The sequence below is a fragment of the Alteromonas sp. G4i13 genome, assembly GCF_054960505.1.
The window spans coordinates 46804-66975 of sequence record NZ_JBHNYX010000014.1 but is presented as its reverse complement, the minus strand read 5'-3'; the positions used below and the strand labels follow the sequence as shown (position 1 = coordinate 66975).

The following is a 20172-nucleotide window of genomic DNA, read 5'->3' as shown; positions in this document are numbered from 1 at the left end:
ATGTTTACACCTTCAGTAAGTATTCACTCACAGAAAACCCACTCGCCGAACGAGTATGGCAAAGTAGCTGTGCTGCTCGGCGGTGACTCTGCTGAACGGGAAGTATCGCTTAATTCGGGCAATGCGGTGTTAAATGCATTGCTACGACAAGGCGTAGATGCGTTTGCGTTTGACCCCGCAGAGCGACCTCTGACCGACCTTATCGACCTTAACGTCGATAGAGCGCTCATTATGCTGCACGGTCGCGGTGGTGAAGATGGCTCTATGCAAGGAGCCCTTCAGTTCCTAAAAATCCCCTACACGGGAAGCCGAGTTTTAGGTTCTGCGCTGGCAATGGACAAAATTCATACTAAGCAAGTGTGGCAAAGTTTAGGCTTACCCACTGCAAAATATGAAATTGCTGATAAAAGGCACTTTGAAGCTGGTAAGTGCAGCGCTATAATGGATAAATTGGGGAATGAAGTCATGGTAAAACCGGCCAGAGAAGGGTCGAGTATTGGCATGGCGAGAGTGACAAGCGCTAAACAGCTCGAAACTGCCATTCAGGACGCCTTTAAATACGATAATCAAGTCCTGTTAGAGCAGTATATAGATGGCCCCGAATTCACTGTTTCTGTATTGCAGGGACAGGCGTTGCCGTCTATTCGCATGTCTACTCCACATACATTCTATGATTATGCTGCGAAATATCAGGATAATACAACAGAATACTATTGCCCAAGCGGCTTGTCTGAAGAGCAAGAAGCACAGCTAGCAAAACTAGCATCCCGTGCTTTTGATGCTATTTCTGGCAGCGGCTGGGGTAGAATTGACGTTATGCAGGACAACCAAAGGCAATTTTATCTGCTAGAGGCGAACACAGTGCCTGGCATGACAGAAAAAAGTTTGGTGCCTAAGGCAGCCAAAGTTGCAGGATTAACTTTTGATGAACTGGTATTAAGTATTCTTTCTACCAGTTTTGATGACGTTGCAAACAAGGCGTAAACGTGGCAGATACCAATACTAATCAAGGTAAGCCCGCTTCTGCAAAGAGCGGCAAAAGTAAAACGGCAGTGTGGGGCGGCGTCGCTTTCTTACTGTTTGTTATTGCAGGATTAGTGTTTGGTGGGCTTAAAGCAAACCAGTATTTGCAGGATGAGCAGCAAATGCCGGTTCAGGTTATCGATTTTTCTGGTGATTATCAGCACATCGATATTACCAAGCTAGAGCGGTTAATACGCAAGGCGCAGCCTGGAAGCTTTTTCGCTCTTGACGTCAATGAAGTATTTGAGCTTGTTGAAGCGCAGCCTTGGGTTTATCGCGCGTCAGTAAGAAAGAAGTGGCCAAATACGTTAAAAATTTATTTGGTTGAGCAGCAGCCGGTTGCGCAATGGAATGAAGATTTGTTGTTAAACCCTTATGGCGATACGTTTAACGACGAAGGCGTGAAGTTAGACTTACCGCGCCTTTACGGCCCGGGTGGCAGCGAAAAAACCGCCCTTGAAGGCTACAACGCCATGCACGCGTTGATTGCGACGACGGATATGACGTTAGACGAGCTGTCCTTAAGCGAGCGATTTGCATGGCAAGTGCAGTTGAAAAACGGCATTAAATTGAATTTAGGACGTCAGGAGTTTATCGATAGGCTACAACGCTTTATTGATGTTTATCCACTTCTGGCGCAACAAGAGAAGGCGGTGAAATACGTCGACCTTCGCTATGACACGGGCGTAGCAGTCGGATGGAAAGACGACAGCGCCACAGATGAAGAGAGTTAAGGAAACCATGTCAAAACCTGCTGAACGCAATTTGATTGTAGGACTAGATATCGGCACCAGCCAAGTAAAAGCTGTTGTGGGTGAATTACTAGAAGATGATCAAATCAGTATTGTTGGCGTGGGCACCCATGCATCGAAAGGCATGGATAAGGGCGGCGTTAACGATTTGAACCTGGTGGTGAAATCGGTCCAACGTGCAGTAAACGAGATGGAGCTAATGGCAGATTGCCGTGTGTCTTCAGTTTTTATGTCTATCTCGGGACGACACGTTAAGTGCCAAAATGAAAATGGAATGGTACCGATTAACAATCAGGAAGTAACACAAGAAGACGTAGATAACGTTATTCATGCAGCGCGCAGTGTGCCAATTGCAGCTGAACGTCGTCTACTACACGTGTTACCACAAGAATTTACTATTGATGTGCAGGAAGGGATTAAAAACCCTATTGGTATGTCAGGAGTAAGAATGGAAGCTGATGCTCACATTATTACCTGTGCCGACGATATGGCGAAAAACATGGTGAAATGTGTAGAGCGTTGTGAACTTAATGCCGATCAGTTGATCTTCTCTGCGTTGGCATCAAGTTATGCGGTTCTCACTGACGACGAGCGTGAACTTGGCGTATGCGTGGTTGATATCGGTGGCGGCACAATGGATATGGTTATATTCACAGATGGTGCCATTCGCCACACGGCGGTAATACCGGTTGCGGGTAATCAAATTACCAGCGACATTGCTAAAATATTTAGAACGCCTATTAGCAATGCAGAAGAAATTAAGGTGAATTACGCCTGTGCATTGAAAGATATGGTGAGTATGGAAGACAGCATTGAAGTACCTAGCGTGGGTGGACGCCCAGCTAGAGTGATGTCTCGCCATACGTTAGCTGAGGTCATAGAACCTCGCTATCAAGAGCTTTTTGAGCTGGTACATGATGAAATTCGTGCCAGCGGTCTGGAAGAGCAAATCGCTGCAGGCCTTGTGCTTACAGGCGGTACCGCTAAGATGGAAGGTGCCGTGGAATTTGCCGAAGAACTTTTCCAGATGCCCGTGCGCGTGGGCAAACCCATCAACGTAAAAGGCTTGTCCGAATATGTTGATGACGCTGGATTTGCGACAGTCGTAGGACTGCTGCAATATGGCAAAGTACAATCTGACAATAAGAAGTCCAGTACGCAGAAGACCGGTGAAAGCTTATTTCATCGAGTGCAAAGCTGGTTTAAAGGTGAATTTTAATTTTATTTTGGGGGCGCTATAGCTACGGCATCAAGGCTAGCAGGAAGCAATTAGCCTAAGGGAATGACCTGGCGTAGTGTTTAAAAGACGTACAACCGGAGAGTAAGTATGTTCGAATTAATGGATAGTCACGGCGAAGAAGCCGTAATCAAAGTCATCGGTGTCGGTGGCGGCGGCGGCAATGCCGTTGAGCACATGGTGTCTCAAAGCATTGAAGGCGTAGAATTTATTGCAGTTAACACAGATGCACAGGTGCTTCGCAGCTCAAGTGCAGACGTTACACTTCAAATTGGCTCAAGTGTAACAAAAGGGTTAGGTGCGGGTGCTGATCCGAACATTGGTCGAGAAGCAGCACAAGAAGACAGAGAAACCATTCGTCAGGCGCTAGACGGTGCAGACATGGTTTTCATTACTGCCGGTATGGGCGGTGGTACAGGAACGGGCGCAGCGCCAGAAGTGGCAAAGATTGCTCGTGAAATGGGCATTCTTACGGTAGCGGTAGTTACCAAGCCATTCCCATTTGAAGGTAAAAAACGCACCTCGTTTGCGGAACAGGGCATTGTTGAGTTGTCTAACAACGTTGACTCGCTAATTACCATTCCTAATGAAAAGCTGTTAAAAGTAATGGGGCCAGGCACGCCGCTTCTTCAAGCGTTTAGCGCAGCAAATGACGTATTACGCGGTGCAGTTCAAGGTATTGCTGAACTGATTACCCGTCCTGGTCTAATCAACGTTGACTTCGCAGACGTACGTACCGTTATGTCTGAGATGGGTAAAGCGATGATGGGTAGTGGCGCTGCAAGCGGTCCAGACCGTGCTGAAGAAGCTGCTGAAGCCGCGATTGCCAGTCCGCTTCTTGAAGATATCGACTTGTCAGGCGCGCGCGGTATTCTTGTAAATATCACTGCGGGTCCAGATTTCGCCATCGACGAGTTTGAGACTGTTGGTAACGCCGTTAAAGCGTTTGCCTCAGAGAATGCCACAGTGGTTGTGGGTACAGTGATCGATATGGAAATGACAGACGAGCTTCGCGTAACGGTTGTTGCAACCGGTATTGGCGCAGAGCGCAAGCCTGACATTTCGCTAGTAAGCTCTGAAGGCTCTCGTCTAACACAGCCTGCAAAAGAATACGGTAACACGCTATCAAGTGAACCACGTTCTGCAGTAGGCGGTACAGAGGGCAATCAGGCGCTGAAGGCCGACGACAGTGCACAGCCAGAAAATGATTTGGAATATTTAGATATTCCTGCATTTCTTCGTAAGCAGGCAGACTAATTTAGCTGCCTGAAACGGAAGGGAATTATTTCGCGTTTGTGATGTCTCACCTAGTAAGGTGTATTTATACAACGTGGAAAATTTCGCGTGGATAGGTTGATTAAATACGTAATCTGACAGAGTTAAATCCGTCAGAACGGGTGTTTTTTGACATGTGAGTAATAACTCACTATAATTCGCGCCCGCTTTTTTTAATAGGTAAAAGCTTAAGCAGATGATTAGACAACGTACAATCAAGCAATCGGTACAAGAGACCGGAATTGGGCTTCATAAAGGGGAAAAGGTCACAATGACTCTCCGACCTGCGCCAGCAAACACGGGTATCGTGTTTAGGCGTGTTGACCTTGAACCACATGTTGACATACCTTCGCGTGCGAACGCGGTAGGTAATACCATGCTGTGTACGTGCCTGAACAACGAAGACGGTGTGACTATCCAGACGGTAGAACACTTAGCGTCTGCGCTTGCAGGTTTAGGTATCGACAATATTATTGTTGAAGTAGACAGTAACGAGCTGCCAATTATGGACGGAAGTGCTAGCCCGTTCGTATTCTTGCTTCAATCTGCCGGTATCGAAGAGCTAAACGCGCCCAAGCAATTTATTCGTATTAAAAAGCCAGTTCGTGTAGAAGATGGCGATAAGTGGGCCGAATTAGTGCCTTATGACGGTTTCCGCGTTGATTTCCAAATTGACTTTGATCATCCTGTGATCAGTCAAACTCGTCAGCATATGGTGATGGATTTTGATTCATGCTCATATGTAAGCGAAGTTAGCCGTGCACGAACTTTTGGTTTTATGCGCGACTTAGAGTACATGAATGCTAACAACCTAGCGTTGGGTGGCAGCATGGAAAACGCAGTGGCGTTGGACGAATTCCGCGTACTCAACCCTGAAGGGTTGCGCTACGACGATGAGTTCTTAAAGCATAAGATTTTGGATGCTATCGGTGACTTATACCTTGGTGGCCATAGTCTAATTGGTGAATTGCGTGCGTACAAAACAGGCCATGGTCTGAATAACAAGTTATTAAATGCAGTACTTGCGCAAAAAGAGTGTTGGGAGTTCGTAACCTACGACTCGCAGGAAACAGCACCAATTCGTTATGCTCAGCCCGCATTAGCGTAAGAATTTTAAAAAGCCGCCTTACGGGCGGCTTTTTTTCGTATGGCAATTACTGAAATAAATGATACAGTAGCCGAATAATTAATATAAATTTCACCCATGTGACAAAAAAACGATAGGTCGAAGGTTGTCGCCTTTGGCTAAAAACACATTCATCGTGGTATGAAGTGGTATGAAAAGAGTGGCGTGAAACAGCAATTTTCTTCGTGGTATGAAACTAACAATTACACTCGCTGGTAAAAATAAACGCTATAGGCACAGTATTAGTGTCCGTACGCTTGTGAGCGCAACCGTGCTCTCGTCTATTTTTATGCTAGTGTCGAGCCGTTCAACAGAATCGGTATCAGAAGATATTGCACGAGTTCGTTTGGCACAGACTGAAGTCAACGAACGACAAAAAGACGTTGAAGCGTTAAAACAGCAAACAACGGTCAAATTACAAGCTTTGCTTTCTCACGTCGCAGAGTTATCTGCGCAGGCTACCTTGCTGGACGAGAAAGGTAAGCAAATCGCAACAGAATTAGGTATGTCAGCGGCTGACCTGGACGCTTTCGTACCGGTATCGATACCGGATAACCTTCAAGACGATCCCATCCTTCACGAAATAGCCAAACTAGAGCAATCACTCGATTTGAAGTCTCAACAGTTGTCTATGCTTGAAAGTTTGGTCAGGGGTCACCATATCCACGAACAGAGCCAATTATCTGGTCGTCCGATAGAGTCAGGGTGGTTGTCTTCTTATTATGGTATGCGGGCCGACCCGTTTACTGGCGAACCAACTATGCACAAAGGGCTAGATTTCGCTGGTAAGGCAGGGGAAAACGTAGTGGCAACTGCCGCAGGTATTGTGACCTGGGCTGGTGATCGCTACGGTTATGGCCAACTTGTAGAAATTGATCACGGTGATGGTTTTGTTACCCGCTATGGGCATAACGACACCCTTACTGTCTCAATAGGCGACGTGGTAACCAAAGGGGAACCTATCGCTAAAATGGGCAATACTGGGCGCTCAACTGGCGTTCATGTTCACTACGAAGTAATAAGAAACGGAAAACAAGTCGATCCTCTGCCTTTTGTCTACAAAAAGTAGCGTAGGTAGCAGCCAGGTAATTCTCGTAGACGGTGCCTTTACTTATTAAAAGTCATCTAAAACGAAGAAGCATAAATTTAGAACATCGCAAAACACAACGTGGTTACCGTTGTGTTTTATACGTTTAATTTAGCTGTGCACATTGTGCGGCGCCTCGACAAGTAGTGGAATAATAAAGCTAATGTTTTCAAGCATCCTTCGAAAAGTATTCGGTAGTAGAAACGACCGACTATTAAAAAAATTACGCAAAAACGTAGATGCCATCAATGCACTGGAAGCAGAATTTGAAAAGCTTTCCGATGAGGCGCTAAAGGCTAAGACAGACGAATTTAAAGCGCGCATTGGAAAGGGTGAAACCCTTGACGATATTCTTGTAGAAGCCTTCGCTACGGTGCGAGAAGCAAGTAAGCGCGTATACGGCATGCGTCACTTCGACGTTCAGATGCTAGGCGGTCAAGTACTTCACCAAGGTAAAATTTCAGAAATGCGCACGGGTGAAGGTAAGACGCTTACTGCCACCTTGCCAACTTACCTTAATGCTTTGTCTGGCAAAGGGGTTCACGTTGTTACTGTGAACGATTACCTTGCTCGTCGTGATGCTGAGTGGAGTAACCAGTTATTTACTTACCTAGGTATGCGTGTGGGCTGTAACGTGCCTGGTATGTCGCCGCAGCAAAAGCGTGAAGCTTATCAAGCTGACGTAACCTATGGTACGAATAACGAATTTGGTTTTGACTACCTTCGTGACAATATGGCATTTAGCCCACAAGACCGCGTACAGCGCCCGCTTAACTATGCGGTAGTGGATGAGGTAGACTCAATTCTTATCGACGAAGCCCGTACACCACTTATTATTTCTGGTCAGGCCGAAGATAGCTCAGAGCTGTATCGCCGCATCAACACCATTATTCCTAAACTTGTTCAGCAAGAAAAAGAGGATGAAGAAGGCCAAGAGGGCGATGGTGACTACACGATTGACCTTAAGGCAAAACAAATTCATCTTACCGAGCGCGGTCAAATTCACGTTGAGGAAATTCTTCAACAAGAGGGCATGCTGCCTGAAGGCGAGTCGCTGTTTGCTGCAGGTAATATTTCACTGCTTCATCATATTAACGCTGCGCTTCGTGCACACAAGTTGTTTGCTAAAGACGTAGACTACATCGTTAAAGAAGACCAAATCGTTATTGTTGACGAGCATACGGGTCGTACGATGGAAGGCCGTCGCTGGTCTGAAGGTCTGCACCAAGCTGTAGAAGCGAAAGAAGGGGTTCGTATTCAAAACGAAAACCAAACCCTTGCGTCAATTACCTTCCAGAATTATTTCCGCTTGTATAACAAGCTTGCGGGTATGACAGGTACAGCAGATACAGAAGCCTTCGAATTTAACCATATTTACGGCTTAGAAACGGTAGTTATCCCAACAAACCGTCCTATGCAGCGTAAAGATATGGCTGACCTTATCTACCTAACGGCAGAAGAAAAATACGAAGCCATTGTTGAAGACATTAAAGAGTGCGTTAAACGCGGTCAACCTACGCTTGTGGGTACTGTGTCTATCGAGAATTCAGAACTCATTTCTCGCATTCTTAAGAAGTCGAAAATTCCTCATAAAGTGCTTAACGCTAAGTTCCACGAACACGAAGCAGATATCGTCGCTCAGGCTGGTAAGCCAGGCGCGGTTACGATTGCGACTAACATGGCAGGTCGTGGTACCGATATCGTGTTAGGTGGTAACTGGCAGGCAGAAGTAGAAAAGATTGAAAATCCAACTGAAGCGCAAATCGAGAAGATCAAAGCTGAATGGAAAGAAAGCCATGACGCTGTGCTTGCCTCAGGTGGTTTACACATTATTGGTACAGAGCGTCACGAGTCTCGCCGTATTGATAACCAGCTTCGCGGTCGTTCGGGACGTCAGGGTGACCCGGGTTCAAGCCGTTTTTACCTTTCATTAGACGACGCACTTATGCGTATCTTTGCCTCTGAAAAAATGGGCAACATGATGAAGCGTTTAGGTATGGAGCGTGGTGAAGCCATTGAGCATCCGTGGGTAACTCGCGCCATCGAGAATGCACAGCGCAAAGTAGAAGGTCGTAACTTCGACATTCGTAAGCAGTTGCTTGAATACGATGATGTGGCCAACGACCAGCGTAAAGTCATCTACGAGCAGCGCAATGAGCTTCTTGATGAAGGCGATATTAGCGAGACTATCGCGGCTATTCGTGAAGACGTTATTTCAAGTGTTGTCGATGAGTACATTCCGCCACAGTCTCTAGAAGAAATGTGGGATGTAAGCGGACTTGAAGAGCGCATGCGTGCCGATTTCGCCGTAGACTTGCCAATCAAGACCTGGCTTGAAAATGACGACAAACTTTACGAAGAGAAGCTTCGCGAGCGCATTCTTGGCGAAGTCGTTGATGCTTATAAGCAGAAAGAAGCGGTAGTGGGCGAGCAGGTACTGCGCCAGTTTGAAAAAGCGGTAATGCTTCAAAACCTAGACAGCCATTGGAAAGAGCATTTGGCGGCAATGGATCACCTACGCCAAGGTATTCATTTACGCGGCTATGCGCAGAAAAACCCTAAACAAGAATACAAGCGTGAGTCGTTTGCTTTGTTCTCACAAATGTTAGAAGCGCTTAAAGTTGAAGTGATCACTATTCTTGCGCGTGTAAAAGTACAAGCTGAAGAAGACGTGCAAAAAGTAGAAGAACAACGTCGTCAAGCTGACGATGTGCCAAAGAACTTCGAGCACGAAGAAGCGAACGCAACGCCAGAAGAGGCAAGTGACAAAGTACGTACGCAAGTTCGCGAAGGTGCGAAAGTGGGCCGTAATGACCCATGTCCTTGTGGCTCTGGTAAAAAGTATAAGCAGTGTCACGGCAAGCTTAAGTAATGAAAGTAGTACATGTTGCTGTGGGCGTTATCGCCCGCGGCGATGAAATATTCATTACTCTTCGCCCTGACAATGTTCATCAGGGCGGAAAATGGGAATTTCCCGGCGGCAAAGTAGAAGACGGTGAGACCGTTCTACAGGCGCTGAAGCGAGAGCTTGCTGAAGAAGTTGGGATTATTGTGAACCGCAGCGAGCCTGTGATTGTGATCACCCATGATTACGGCGACAAGCAAGTTAAACTAGATGTTCATCGCGTGTGTGATTTTACCGGCGAGCCGCACGGCAAAGAAGGCCAACAGTCGCGGTGGGTCAAGGTAACGTCACTAAACGCCTCTGACTTTCCTGAAGCAAACGTTCCCATAATTAACGCTTTACAATAGTTCTGCGTTATCCACCGTACAAAGTGAAGCGGCGTTCAGCCGCTTTTTTCTTATACCTAAGTATAAGTTGCTAATTCCTCGGTAATTTTTTTAAAAATTAATCTCAATCCCCAAAAGCGCATTAGACTATTGTACTTTGACAAAGTCGCTAGCATCATCTTTCTAGAACACACGTATATAAGTTTTTGATTTTATATTGATATGTAAAAAAGTGTCATTTACGACATTTGCGCCATTTTGCCGTTGAATTATGTTTCTACGGAAACAACGTACCCCTCTCCATACAAACGTATTTCGTTTAATACATTAATGCGCCCGGTTCTCAACGATATTTGAATAGTGTTTTTACAGCCATTCACAAATCGAGGTTACTTATGGCGCTCAAAAAATCTACCGAACAAACAGTCGCACCAGCAGTGCGAGTTGATGCAAAGATGCGTAAAGAAGCGGAAGAGGAGCGCCGCAAAGCAAGAACACTCGCGAGGCAGCAGCAAGCTGCAGAGCGCGTTGCTTCCGCCACGACTGAATTAGCAAGTGGTATAAATCAGGCCTCAAGCGCAACCGATCAGTTATCCACTGCAGTTAACGAAATTGCAGCAGGCGCCGAGGAATCGAGCAGTGCAAGCCAAGAAAGCTTAGCGGCTATCACACAGATTTCAGGTGGTCTTGTTGCACAGCTTGAATTGGCAGGCTCGACAATGGACAAAACCAACGAGCTTCAAACCTATCTTGAACGCGTTGTCGGTGATTTAAGCACCATGATGACCAGCGTTAAAACCGCATCTGAGCATCAATCACGCTCTGTAGTAATGATGAGCGAGTTAGAGCAACAAGCATCAAACATCGGCGAAGCTGTCAAACAAGTGACCCGCATTGCCGATCAGACGAACTTGCTAGCGCTTAACGCTGCTATTGAAGCGGGACGGGCTGGTAAGCACGGAAAGGGATTTGCTGTAGTCGCCGATACAGTTCGCGCGCTCGCAGAAGTGTCAGACAAAAGTGCTGCAGATATAGCTAAGCAGATAGAGCGTATTCAACAGCAATCTAACAGTGTCTCTGATGCCGTTAAATCATCATCGCAAGCGGCGCTTGAGGAAGTGACCAAAGGCCAAGCGGTTACCGAGCAACTTATCACCATAAAATCAGACATGCAGAGCATTGCTGACGGTGCGGGTGAACTACAGGCACAAGTCAAATCGATGGATGCAGCGGCTAAAGAAATTCAAACTGGTTCAGAAGCAATATCGTGTGCTGCCGACGAGCAGTCAACCGCTGCCCAGGAAGTGTCATCTAATGTCTCTGAGCAGAGTGTTGCTTTGTCTCAAGCTGAACAGGCTGCACAGTCACTAGAAATAATTACCGAAGAGCTTAAAAACAGCACAGACATTAACAAGAGCGCAGAAGAGGTGGCATCGTCAGCTGAAGAGCTGTCAGCAACCCTCGAAGAAATCAATCGCTCATCAAGTGAAATAATGACGGCGTTGACTCAAGTGAATAACGGTTCGCAGCAGGCAGCAAGCTCTGTCGACCAAGCCGTCGGAAATATCGACCTGTTAAGAGAAGGTGTTGATAAAGCCTCTGCGCAGTGTGATGTAGCGTTAGAGAAAGGCAATGCTATTACTGGATTACTTAAAGAAAACCGTGCGCTGATTGAGGGAATGGTTAGCGGCATAAATCTGGCCCTTGAAACTAGCAAAGAAAATGTGAGTGCTATCAGTGAGATGGAAGTTATGACGCGCCAAATAGACAAGGTTATCGACACTATTACCACCGTATCAGTGAAAACCAGCATGTTGGCAGTAAACGGCGCAGTAGAAGCGGCGCGAGCAGGTGAGTATGGCAAAGGTTTTGCGGTCGTGTCTGCAGATATTCAAAGCCTAGCAGATGAAGCTGCTGAAAATGTAGAGCAGATAAAAGACCTCATCAAAGCCATTCAAGACCAGACAATGAGCGTAAAAACAGACTTAACTAATGTTGCTGAAAGTGCATCTAGAGAGGTCATGAAAGCGAAGCAAACTACGCAAGATGTCGAGCAAATTGCGACCGATATCGACGAAGTTGTGCAATATAACCAGGCAATGAAAGAGCGGGGTGAAGAAATTGCCGCGGGTGTTACACAGGCCCAGCGGGGACTAGAGCAAATTGCGACGGCAAATGAGCAAGCGAGCAGTAACTGTCAGCAGGCACTTAACGCAGCAGACCAGCAAAGTAAAGGCATGGAAGTGTTGGCCAAGTCCATTGAAGAAATTGCTTCAGTGGCTGACGAAATGCAAAACGGCTAATCGATAGCGCTTGTGTCTAATAGAGGAGCTTGCCTCATGAGTAACGAAAATACGAATAACGAGACCGCAAACGAAACTGAGCCAATGTCAGGTGGTGAACAACAGTTCGTGTCCTTCATGGTCAACGAGGAGCGTTTTACTTTTCCTATGCTTGCGGTGGGCGAAATCATTCGCGTACCGACTATGGTGTCTGTCCCCCTTGGTCCCGCACAAATGATTGGCTTAGCAAACTTACGTGGGAACGTATTGCCCGTGTATGACTTAAGCACAATCTTACTTGGAGCGAAGTCACAAGAGAGTGACGTTACCCGCGTAGTTGTAGTGGAGTCTGAGCTTGGTAGCGTAGGATTTCTGGTAGACAGAGTACTGCGCGTCTACAGTGTTAGCAGCGATGCTGTTATCGATAAAACCTCAATGACGGATTCTATCGCCTACGACTATATGCAGGGCATCATTAAACAAAGCGACCAGCCTGTAGAGCAAATCCTTGATGTTTCTGCGCTTGCAAAAGCACAGGCAGTCGTCAAGCAAGATGGCAATACTATGCAGCTGTCGGGAATGCAGCATATTGATAACGATGCGCCTGAAGATTCTCAAGAGGACGAGAATTTACAGCAGTTAGTGTGCTTTTCACTAGAGGAACAAGAGTTCGCATTTCACCTTCAAGACGTAGAAGAAATTGTGCGTGTTCCCGCAGAGATATCGCAACTTCCGGACAGTGCACCTTCTGTTTTGGGGCTGGTCAATCTGCGCGGCCGTATCATTCCCATTGTCGACTTGTCGAACTCCATTGGCATGATGCGCACTGAAATTAACGAAGCATCGCGCATTGTAGTAACGCAAAACAGTGAGTTTGGTAGCGTTGGCTTTGTGGTAGCCAAAGTCAGTAATGTGGTGTCTATTTCTGAAGCTGAACTGGAATCTGTTCCTTCGGTATGTAATGACGGCGCGGAATCGGGGCTGCTTGAAGCGGTCTACCGCAGCGATGGCGGCAAACGCCTGGTGTCTATTATCAACCTTTCTAACATCTACAGCCGTGTGCTGATGAGCGCTTTAACCAGTCTTGATGCCGATATTCAGCAGGAGTCTCAAATGAATGATGGCAACGATTTAGCAATTGATGAAGATGACTGCGAGCAATACGTTATCTTTTGGATTAATGGGCAAGAATACGGCGTAAGCATTGACGATACCCAAGAGATTACGCGAGTACCAGAGAAGCTTGAAAGTGTGCCGAGTACGCCAGATTACCTGAAAGGCATTGTTAACCTTCGCGGTACGGTGTTGCCGGTTATCGACTTGCGCAGCCGCTTAGGTATGCCGTGCAGCGAAACGTCAGAACGTCAGCGCATCGTTGTTCTTACTAAAGATAAACAGCGTACCGGGTTCATCGTTGATGGTGTTGCCGAAGTGAAGACCGTCGTTAGACAGACTATTGAAGAAGCGCCTTCTCTTTCTGAGATGCAATCTGAGTTCTTAAACCGCCTGATTAAGCTGAATGATGAAAAACGCATTATTCAAATTATCGAGCCTAAAGTCTTGCTCGATGACAATGCGGTATCTAAAGCTCAAGAGCAATGCTAGCTAATATTCGAGGTTATTTATGACAGTAAAAGTACTTATCGTCGACGATTCCGCGTTAATGCGAAAGCTGTTCACGCAACTCTTCGAGAAAGAGGGCTTTATTGTTCAAGTAGCACGTAACGGCGAAGAAGCGCTAACTAAAGCTGTAGAGTTCGAGCCAGACTGTATAACACTGGACATTAATATGCCGGTAATGGATGGCATGACGTGTCTGGCGATGCTCAAGAAACTTTATCCTTGTCCTATTATCATGGTGTCTTCGCTTACGCAAAAGGGAGCCACCATTACCCTAGAGGCACTCGCGCTTGGCGCAAGTGACTTTGTGTTAAAAACAGGGGGCACTGTTTCGCGGGATATTTCAGATTTAGAGGCGCCTTTAATAAACAAAATTCACGCCCTAGCCAAAACTGGCAAACCACAGCGTCCTACAATTAAACCGCCCCCAGTCGTGACACAAAAAGTTGTTCGCCACAAAACGAGCGTACCCTTTGAAGTCGTTCTGGTAGGCGTTTCCACTGGTGGTCCCAAAAAGCTTGAACACCTGGTAGCTAACTTAAGCCCCGCATTTCCGATTCCTATCGTTATTTCACAGCACATGCCAGCCTCTTTCACCAGTGCGCTGGCTAAGCGCTTGGACGGAATCAGTCCGCTCAACGTGGTTGAGGTGAATGCGAAGATGCCCATAAAGGCTGGCAATGTTTATCTTGCAAAGGGGGATGCTGATCTTGCCTTCTCAAAAACCGGCGGTGAAGTCTCAGCGCGCCCTGTGCCATCAAGCCCAAGTTTTCTGTGGCATCCAAGTGTGGATCGTATGGTAGACAGCGCACTTAACTGCTACAAGCCACTTTCAATGCTGTGCGTACAGCTGACCGGAATGGGGTGTGATGGTGTTGCCGCTATGAGCAAAGCGTTTAAAGAAGGTGCGACAACGATCGCAGAGAGTGAGGCGACCTCAGTTGTCTTCGGTATGCCAAAAGAGCTTATTGAAGCGGGTTGCGCCAGCTTCGTACTAGATAGTCCCAAAGTCGCATCTAAATTGAACGCGCTTTGTCGTTAAGAGGAGAAGTAATTATGGGTCTCAAGAAGAAAGTAGAACCTATTGCCGATGTTTCCGATGACTTTGAGGAAAAGCGCGAACACCCTCGAACGAAAGAGCAACTCATTAGCGACCTAAACTCGAGCGACAGTGATGTGCGCCGGTGGGCAGTAAGAGATTTGAGTGGCCAAAAAGATGCGCACGACGCCTTTATATATCGATTGCCACAAGAAGATGACCCAACAGTGATCGAGGCTTTATTTAGTGCGCTCGAGCATGATATGACTCAAAGTCATGCCTCGCAGGTTATTACCATGCTTAAAAGCGAACACGTGCAATTGCGAAATGGGGCTATTGAGCTTATGCAGCAAAACCCTGATATTTTTGCTGCGAATGTCAATTTACTCATGCACGACGAGGACCCTGACACCCGTATTTTCTGCGTAGACATTATAGGTGCGGTTGCTCACATAGATGCAGTGAACTGGCTGCACCAATTCGCTCTAAATGACGACAATGAAAACGTTGTGGGTACTGCACTGGACAAACTGGCTGAAATTGCTGATGTGTCTACTTTGGATATTTTGCAAACTGTTGAAAGCCGATTTCCGAATCATAACTACATTCAGTTTGTTATTTCACTAATTCGTAATCAAGTGAGAAACGCCGATGAATAGTGTAGCACTAGAAAAAATAGGTGCTGCCGATTTCGAACGGTTTCGCTCTATGTTTTACCGAAAAACCGGGATCCACTTCGAAGACTCGAAGCGCTATTTTGTAGACAAACGTCTCCATGAACGCATGAAGGCTACAGGTCATACGAGCTTTAAAGGTTACTTCACTTACATGCGATTCCAAGCGTCAGGTGAAGAATTTCAAAACCTCGTGAATTCAATGACTGTCAACGAAACGTATTTCTTTCGCGAAGAATATCAATTTGAAGCGATGACAAGAGAAATAATGGATGAGTTAGACGGTTATCGTCCTGCCGGAGAAGATTTACGCATTTGGTCAGTACCCTCGAGTACGGGCGAAGAGCCTTACTCAATAGCGATATATCTTATCGAGTATTGGAAAGGGTTGGCGCACCGAGATGTAGAGCTCATCTCTTCTGATATTGACAGCAACGTGCTGGCATCAGCAAAAAAGGGGCTTTATTCCAAGCGCTCTGTTCAGAACATTCCGCTCCCGCTGGTGAAGAAGTATTTCAAAGAAATCAATGGGCAATTCCAGCTTAGTGATGACATACGTGAGTCCGTATCCTTTACGCTCTCGAATATTTTATCCGCAAATAATATGAAGCAGTTTAGGCATTTTGACCTCATTTTTTGCCGAAACTTGCTCATTTATTTTGATGATGAATCGCGTAAGAAGGCGGCGCAGGTACTCTTTGATGCGATGAAACCAGGTGGATACATTTTTTTAGGGCACAGCGAATCTATGAGCCGTATTTCGTCTATGTTTAAAGTACGCAAATTCGGTGATGTGATTGCTTACCAGAAGCCACTTACAGGAGGGGCATAACATGAAAACAGTAATGATTGTTGATGATGCCTCTACGGTAAGAATGTTCCACAAAATGCTGGTGACTTCGCCAGACAGAATTATCGAAGAGGCGGAGAATGGTGTAGAAGCGCTTGAGAAAGCTATAGGTACAAATGTGGACTTGTTCCTTGTTGATGTGAACATGCCAAAGATGGACGGTTATAGGCTATGTAAGGAAATACGGCTCAATGAGGCACTACGTGCGGTCCCCATTATCATGATAAGTACCGAGTCGGCTAATCAAGATGCCGAGCGAGCCTATCAATGTGGGGCAAACTATTACATGACGAAGCCTGTGGATGCAGACACGTTGAAGTCAGTAGTAAGTGCAGTGATTGGGGGGGGAAGCCAATGAGTGAATTACTTGATGTGTTTATTGGCGAGTCCCGCGAGAATTTAGAGTCGGCGAGCCAAGAGCTTTTAGAAATTCAATCGTCGGGCCCAGCTTCTGAGCGTGTGGACAAAATTTTTCGCGACCTGCACACCATTAAAGGTTCTTCTGATTTATTTGATATTAAACCTTTGACTCGCTTGGCTCACGCAGCAGAAGATTTGCTTGATAGTGTAAGGTCTAACGAGGTCACCTACAGCGATGATATAGGCGATTTGTTGCTTGAAGCCTTAGACCAAATTTCAATATGGTTCGACGAGCTCGAAGTAGGTTCCCAGAACGTTGAGCAATGGAAACCAATATCGACACAGCTTAGTGCTCAATTAAAACACTTTATCGACCCGACAGCATCGAGTGAAGTCGATGAAAGCAGCGCCACCGTTAACAACGAAAGCCCAATAGCTGACCCGCAAACGCTAAGCGAAGAGCACATAGCACTGATCGCCAATTTTGGTAGAAACGCTGACTTAGACCTACTTTGTAAAGCGACTGGCCCAGACTGCTATTTTATTCAGTACACGCCCGACGAAGGCTGCTTCTTTCGCGGAGAAGACCCAATAAATGTCACCGTAGCCTTACCAGGAATAAAGGCGTTTAATATTGAAATGCCCGAATTAGGCGAAGATGCAGATATCTATAACTGTTTCACTTCAATCAAAGCGCTTGGCGTTGCCGGCGAAGATGAAATTAAACAGCATATGGCGTATTACGAGGGGCAGTACTCTTGCGTTAGTTTTACCACTCAAGCCTTAAAAGCTGCATGCACCGGTAAAATTCAAAAGTGCCTCGAGACTATCGACGACGAAACCTTGAACAGTGCCCTGAATGACACAGACATAGACCAAGTGCATGCTAGCGCTGGACTACTGCTTGCCTCACTGAACTTTGACGACAGCGAAGATGGCAGCGCTAATAGAGCTGTGCTGAGCCTGCTATCTTCAATCGACGATTTGAGTTTTCTTGATAACGAAATCCGAGAGGATGGATGTTCAGGTAAAGACACTAATATGAATACGTCTCCTGAAGTCGGTAATAGTTCGACAAACGAAGCAAGAGACTCGAGAAGAGAAGCGTCTAAGCCAAAAACCTTAGCGTTGCATGAACGAGCAATGCTGACACAACAGCTCACATTACTAAATTCGGATAACTATAAATCTGAGTTCATGTTTCCTTCTATCGCAGGGCTGGTGGGTAATATTCTGGGCGCTGAGTTTGAAAATGAGGACGCGCTGGCGGTTGCCATTAGTAATGCGTTAGATGAGGAAACAATTCAAGCGCAAGCAAATGACGAGCAAGCACAACAAACGTCGAATGACGCGACAGCTGAGGCTACACAGCCAGCTAATACACAGCAAGCTAACGCACAAGAAACGACAGAAGACACAGCTGCTCCTGTAAAAGCTGAACGCCAAGCGGTGAAAATGCTCAAGGTCGATCAGTCAAAAATAGATTACTTAATGGACATTGTTGGCGAGCTAACCGTTGCCAAAAATTCTCTGCCTTATCTTGCAAAGCAGGCAGAAGAAGAGGGAGGCAGTAGAAAGCTCAGTAAGCAAATCAAAGCCCATTTTTCCATTGTTAACCGATTAACAGAATCGCTCCAAAGTGCAGTGCTTCAGATTCGTATGGTACCTGTTTCCCACGTATTTCAACGCTACCCTCGCTTAGTGCGGGATTTAGCCAGAAAGCTCGATAAAAAAATCGAGTTGTGTATGCAGGGGGAAGATACCGAGTTTGACAAAAATTTAATTGAGTCCTTATCTGAACCGCTTATTCACTTGCTAAGAAATAGCATAGATCACGGCATAGAGTCTCCTGCAGAGCGGCTTGCAGCAGGAAAACCTGAAGTAGGTCGCATCGACCTCATCGCAACGCCGCTTGATGATAGCGTAATCATAGAGATTCGCGATGATGGTAAAGGCATTGACCCTCAAAAAATAAAGCTTTTGGCATTTCAAAAAGGGGTTATCAGCGAAACGCAGCTTGAAAACTTGGATGATAATGAAGCGCTACAGTTAATCTTTGCCGCTGGTTTTTCAACGTCTGAGCAAGTGTCAGATTTATCTGGGCGCGGCGTTGGAATGGATGCGGTAATAACAATGGTTAGCCAGGCTGGCGGCACGATCGAAATGCAAAGCGAAGTGGGAGTAGGAAGTACTTTCAAACTCTTGCTGCCCCAAACCATGTCAGTGAACCGAGTAATGATGTTCGAAGTGAACGACCAAATGTTTGGCGTTGGAATGGATGCCGTCGTTGAGACTGTCAAAGTGCCCACTGCCGATATCCAGCGTATTCGCAACGAACACGTACTGGTTATCCGCGAAAAGCTCATACCTCTTTGTGACTTGCGTGAAGCATTAGGTTTCGAAGCAGCCGAAGAAAGGGAAGAGCATTCAATTCTTGTGGTATCAACGCCTCAGGGAGAGTTTGGACTAATCATTGATAAGTTTCACGAAGGGATTGACGTTATTCAAAAACCGCTCGAAGGCGTGTTGGCCGGATACGCTCACTTCTCGGGAACGGCGCTGCTTGGCGACGGGCGTGTGTTATTGATTATCAACGTTCAAGAGGTATTAGCAAAATGCCTATAGCTTACAAAAAGAAAGTCGCGGTCATGACCGGGCACTGTGAAATAGAAGAAGCTGAAACGCTCTTTGCTTGGTTGAATGAAGAGACTGCCCGACAAGTTAATTTAAAAGCCTTAGGTAGCGCACATACTGCTGTGTATCAGGTATTGCTAGCTAAGAAGCCAAAAGTGAGCGTGTGGCCTGAAGCCGATGCACTATATTGGCTGACTGAAATGATGCAAAACAAGCAGAGTAAAGTGTGGTTCGAATGAGAGTGATCACGGTAGCTAATCGCAAAGGCGGTACGGCGAAAACCACCACGGTGGTAAATCTTGCTTATGGCTTCGCACAAGCGAATAAACGGGTCATTGTGTTGGATCTTGATAATCAAGGCCATGTTATGCATGGCTTAAAAGCACTAGGATGCGTTCAACAAAGCGATATAACTGAACTGCCTCTCAACACCTTCTTTACCTCTATTGTGAAGTGCGCTGACAACATATATGCCACCGATGTTGATACTTGTAATGCGAATACAAATGAAGAAATCACGCTAGATGTATTGCGTAACTGGTGCGACTCGGAAGCGGTAACGAAATATTTCGATATTGTTCTTATTGATACACCGCCGACATTGAGCCCGCAGCTTATGGCTGCGCTATCGGCAGCGACCGACATTATTATTCCAGCAACGCCCCTTCCACTTGCAAGTGACGGTGTTCAGAAACTGCTCAATGCGTGCAGAAATGCAATGGCAGAGCGAAAGTTTAGAGCAACTAAACTCACTATTTTACCTGTCATGGTAGAACAAAATTTAAAGCTGCACAGACAGGAGTTAAGTAACTGGTACGGGCGCTATGGACGAAGCAAAGTGCTAAGCCCCATTAGAAAGAGCATCAAACTCGCCGAGGCATTTGCAGAGAATAAGCCTGTATTTGCCTATGCTCCTAACAGTCGTGGCGCACATGACTATACTGAATTATGTAAACAATTAATTGGCTAACACGAGAGGTAA

At 46.2% G+C, this 20172-nt stretch carries 17 protein-coding genes; all 17 read left to right on the top strand.

Features of this window, described 5'->3' with window-relative positions:
* A complete protein-coding gene (locus ACFI6J_RS08965; protein ID WP_014950427.1) occupies positions 1-984 on the top strand; it encodes a D-alanine--D-alanine ligase in 984 nt (327 codons plus the stop codon).
* A 2-nt stretch (positions 985-986) separates the two neighbouring features.
* Positions 987-1757 (top strand): cell division protein FtsQ/DivIB, encoded by a 771-nt coding sequence (locus tag ACFI6J_RS08960; RefSeq protein WP_014977223.1) that lies wholly within the window; start codon positions 987-989, stop codon positions 1755-1757.
* 7 nt (positions 1758-1764) lie between these two features.
* Positions 1765-2994, top strand: coding sequence for a cell division protein FtsA (ftsA, locus tag ACFI6J_RS08955; protein WP_071815699.1), 1230 nt, complete (start codon positions 1765-1767; stop codon positions 2992-2994).
* A gap of 108 nt (positions 2995-3102) precedes the next feature.
* Entirely contained in the window at positions 3103-4269 is a 1167-nt protein-coding gene (gene ftsZ, locus ACFI6J_RS08950; RefSeq protein ID WP_462556159.1) for a cell division protein FtsZ, read from the top strand.
* 214 nt (positions 4270-4483) lie between these two features.
* Entirely contained in the window at positions 4484-5395 is a 912-nt protein-coding gene (gene lpxC, locus ACFI6J_RS08945; RefSeq protein ID WP_014980041.1) for a UDP-3-O-acyl-N-acetylglucosamine deacetylase, read from the top strand.
* Positions 5396-5603: 208 nt separating this feature from the next.
* Positions 5604-6482 carry a M23 family metallopeptidase gene (locus ACFI6J_RS08940; RefSeq protein WP_014950422.1) on the top strand — a complete coding sequence of 293 codons (879 nt, stop codon included), beginning with the start codon at positions 5604-5606 and terminating at the stop codon, positions 6480-6482.
* A gap of 181 nt (positions 6483-6663) precedes the next feature.
* Complete coding sequence (gene secA / locus ACFI6J_RS08935) at positions 6664-9372, top strand: preprotein translocase subunit SecA (protein ID WP_462556154.1); 2709 nt, start codon at positions 6664-6666, stop codon at positions 9370-9372.
* Complete coding sequence (gene mutT / locus ACFI6J_RS08930; protein ID WP_101565594.1) at positions 9372-9752, top strand: 8-oxo-dGTP diphosphatase MutT; 381 nt, start codon at positions 9372-9374, stop codon at positions 9750-9752. Before secA ends, mutT begins: the two co-directional genes overlap by 1 nt.
* 374 nt (positions 9753-10126) lie before the next feature.
* Positions 10127-12034 (top strand): methyl-accepting chemotaxis protein, encoded by a 1908-nt coding sequence (locus ACFI6J_RS08925; protein ID WP_039227964.1) that lies wholly within the window; start codon positions 10127-10129, stop codon positions 12032-12034.
* 36 nt (positions 12035-12070) lie between these two features.
* The gene (locus ACFI6J_RS08920; protein WP_462556149.1) at positions 12071-13618 is read left to right on the top strand and encodes a chemotaxis protein CheW; all 1548 of its coding nucleotides are present in this window, start codon (positions 12071-12073) and stop codon (positions 13616-13618) included.
* A 19-nt stretch (positions 13619-13637) separates the two neighbouring features.
* Positions 13638-14675, top strand: a complete 1038-nt coding sequence (cheB, locus tag ACFI6J_RS08915) for a chemotaxis protein CheB (protein WP_075176903.1) — start codon at positions 13638-13640, stop codon at positions 14673-14675.
* A 14-nt stretch (positions 14676-14689) separates the two neighbouring features.
* A complete protein-coding gene (locus tag ACFI6J_RS08910) occupies positions 14690-15331 on the top strand; it encodes a HEAT repeat domain-containing protein (protein ID WP_014950416.1) in 642 nt (213 codons plus the stop codon).
* Positions 15324-16178 carry a CheR family methyltransferase gene (locus tag ACFI6J_RS08905; protein ID WP_462556145.1) on the top strand — a complete coding sequence of 285 codons (855 nt, stop codon included), beginning with the start codon at positions 15324-15326 and terminating at the stop codon, positions 16176-16178. The genes ACFI6J_RS08910 and ACFI6J_RS08905 overlap by 8 nt, the downstream gene beginning before the upstream one ends.
* A 1-nt stretch (position 16179) precedes the next feature.
* Positions 16180-16554: a response regulator gene (locus ACFI6J_RS08900; RefSeq protein ID WP_110288242.1), complete on the top strand. Its 375-nt coding sequence runs from the start codon at positions 16180-16182 to the stop codon at positions 16552-16554.
* Entirely contained in the window at positions 16551-19181 is a 2631-nt protein-coding gene (locus tag ACFI6J_RS08895) for a chemotaxis protein CheA (RefSeq protein ID WP_462556141.1), read from the top strand. The genes ACFI6J_RS08900 and ACFI6J_RS08895 overlap by 4 nt, the downstream gene beginning before the upstream one ends.
* On the top strand, positions 19172-19429 hold the full coding sequence (locus ACFI6J_RS08890) for a hypothetical protein (protein ID WP_101565584.1): 258 nt from the start codon (positions 19172-19174) through the stop codon (positions 19427-19429). The genes ACFI6J_RS08895 and ACFI6J_RS08890 overlap by 10 nt, the downstream gene beginning before the upstream one ends.
* On the top strand, positions 19426-20160 hold the full coding sequence (locus ACFI6J_RS08885; RefSeq protein ID WP_462556137.1) for a ParA family protein: 735 nt from the start codon (positions 19426-19428) through the stop codon (positions 20158-20160). Before ACFI6J_RS08890 ends, ACFI6J_RS08885 begins: the two co-directional genes overlap by 4 nt.
* Positions 20161-20172 lie beyond the last annotated feature (12 nt).

Bases quoted from the DNA above. Each gene is read 5' to 3' on its own strand.
- ACFI6J_RS08910 (WP_014950416.1), top strand. From the start codon at position 14,690: ATGGGTCTCAAGAAGAAAGTAGAACCTATTGCCGATGTTTCCGATGAC.
- cheB (WP_075176903.1), top strand. From the start codon at position 13,638: ATGACAGTAAAAGTACTTATCGTCGACGATTCCGCGTTAATGCGAAAG.
- ACFI6J_RS08900 (WP_110288242.1), top strand. From the start codon at position 16,180: ATGAAAACAGTAATGATTGTTGATGATGCCTCTACGGTAAGAATGTTC.
- ACFI6J_RS08920 (WP_462556149.1), top strand. From the start codon at position 12,071: ATGAGTAACGAAAATACGAATAACGAGACCGCAAACGAAACTGAGCCA.
- lpxC (WP_014980041.1), top strand. From the start codon at position 4,484: ATGATTAGACAACGTACAATCAAGCAATCGGTACAAGAGACCGGAATT.
- ACFI6J_RS08885 (WP_462556137.1), top strand. From the start codon at position 19,426: ATGAGAGTGATCACGGTAGCTAATCGCAAAGGCGGTACGGCGAAAACC.
- secA (WP_462556154.1), top strand. From the start codon at position 6,664: ATGTTTTCAAGCATCCTTCGAAAAGTATTCGGTAGTAGAAACGACCGA.
- ACFI6J_RS08890 (WP_101565584.1), top strand. From the start codon at position 19,172: ATGCCTATAGCTTACAAAAAGAAAGTCGCGGTCATGACCGGGCACTGT.
- ftsA (WP_071815699.1), top strand. From the start codon at position 1,765: ATGTCAAAACCTGCTGAACGCAATTTGATTGTAGGACTAGATATCGGC.
- ftsZ (WP_462556159.1), top strand. From the start codon at position 3,103: ATGTTCGAATTAATGGATAGTCACGGCGAAGAAGCCGTAATCAAAGTC.
- ACFI6J_RS08895 (WP_462556141.1), top strand. From the start codon at position 16,551: ATGAGTGAATTACTTGATGTGTTTATTGGCGAGTCCCGCGAGAATTTA.
- ACFI6J_RS08940 (WP_014950422.1), top strand. From the start codon at position 5,604: ATGAAACTAACAATTACACTCGCTGGTAAAAATAAACGCTATAGGCAC.
- mutT (WP_101565594.1), top strand. From the start codon at position 9,372: ATGAAAGTAGTACATGTTGCTGTGGGCGTTATCGCCCGCGGCGATGAA.
- ACFI6J_RS08905 (WP_462556145.1), top strand. From the start codon at position 15,324: ATGAATAGTGTAGCACTAGAAAAAATAGGTGCTGCCGATTTCGAACGG.
- ACFI6J_RS08965 (WP_014950427.1), top strand. From the start codon at position 1: ATGTTTACACCTTCAGTAAGTATTCACTCACAGAAAACCCACTCGCCG.
- ACFI6J_RS08925 (WP_039227964.1), top strand. From the start codon at position 10,127: ATGGCGCTCAAAAAATCTACCGAACAAACAGTCGCACCAGCAGTGCGA.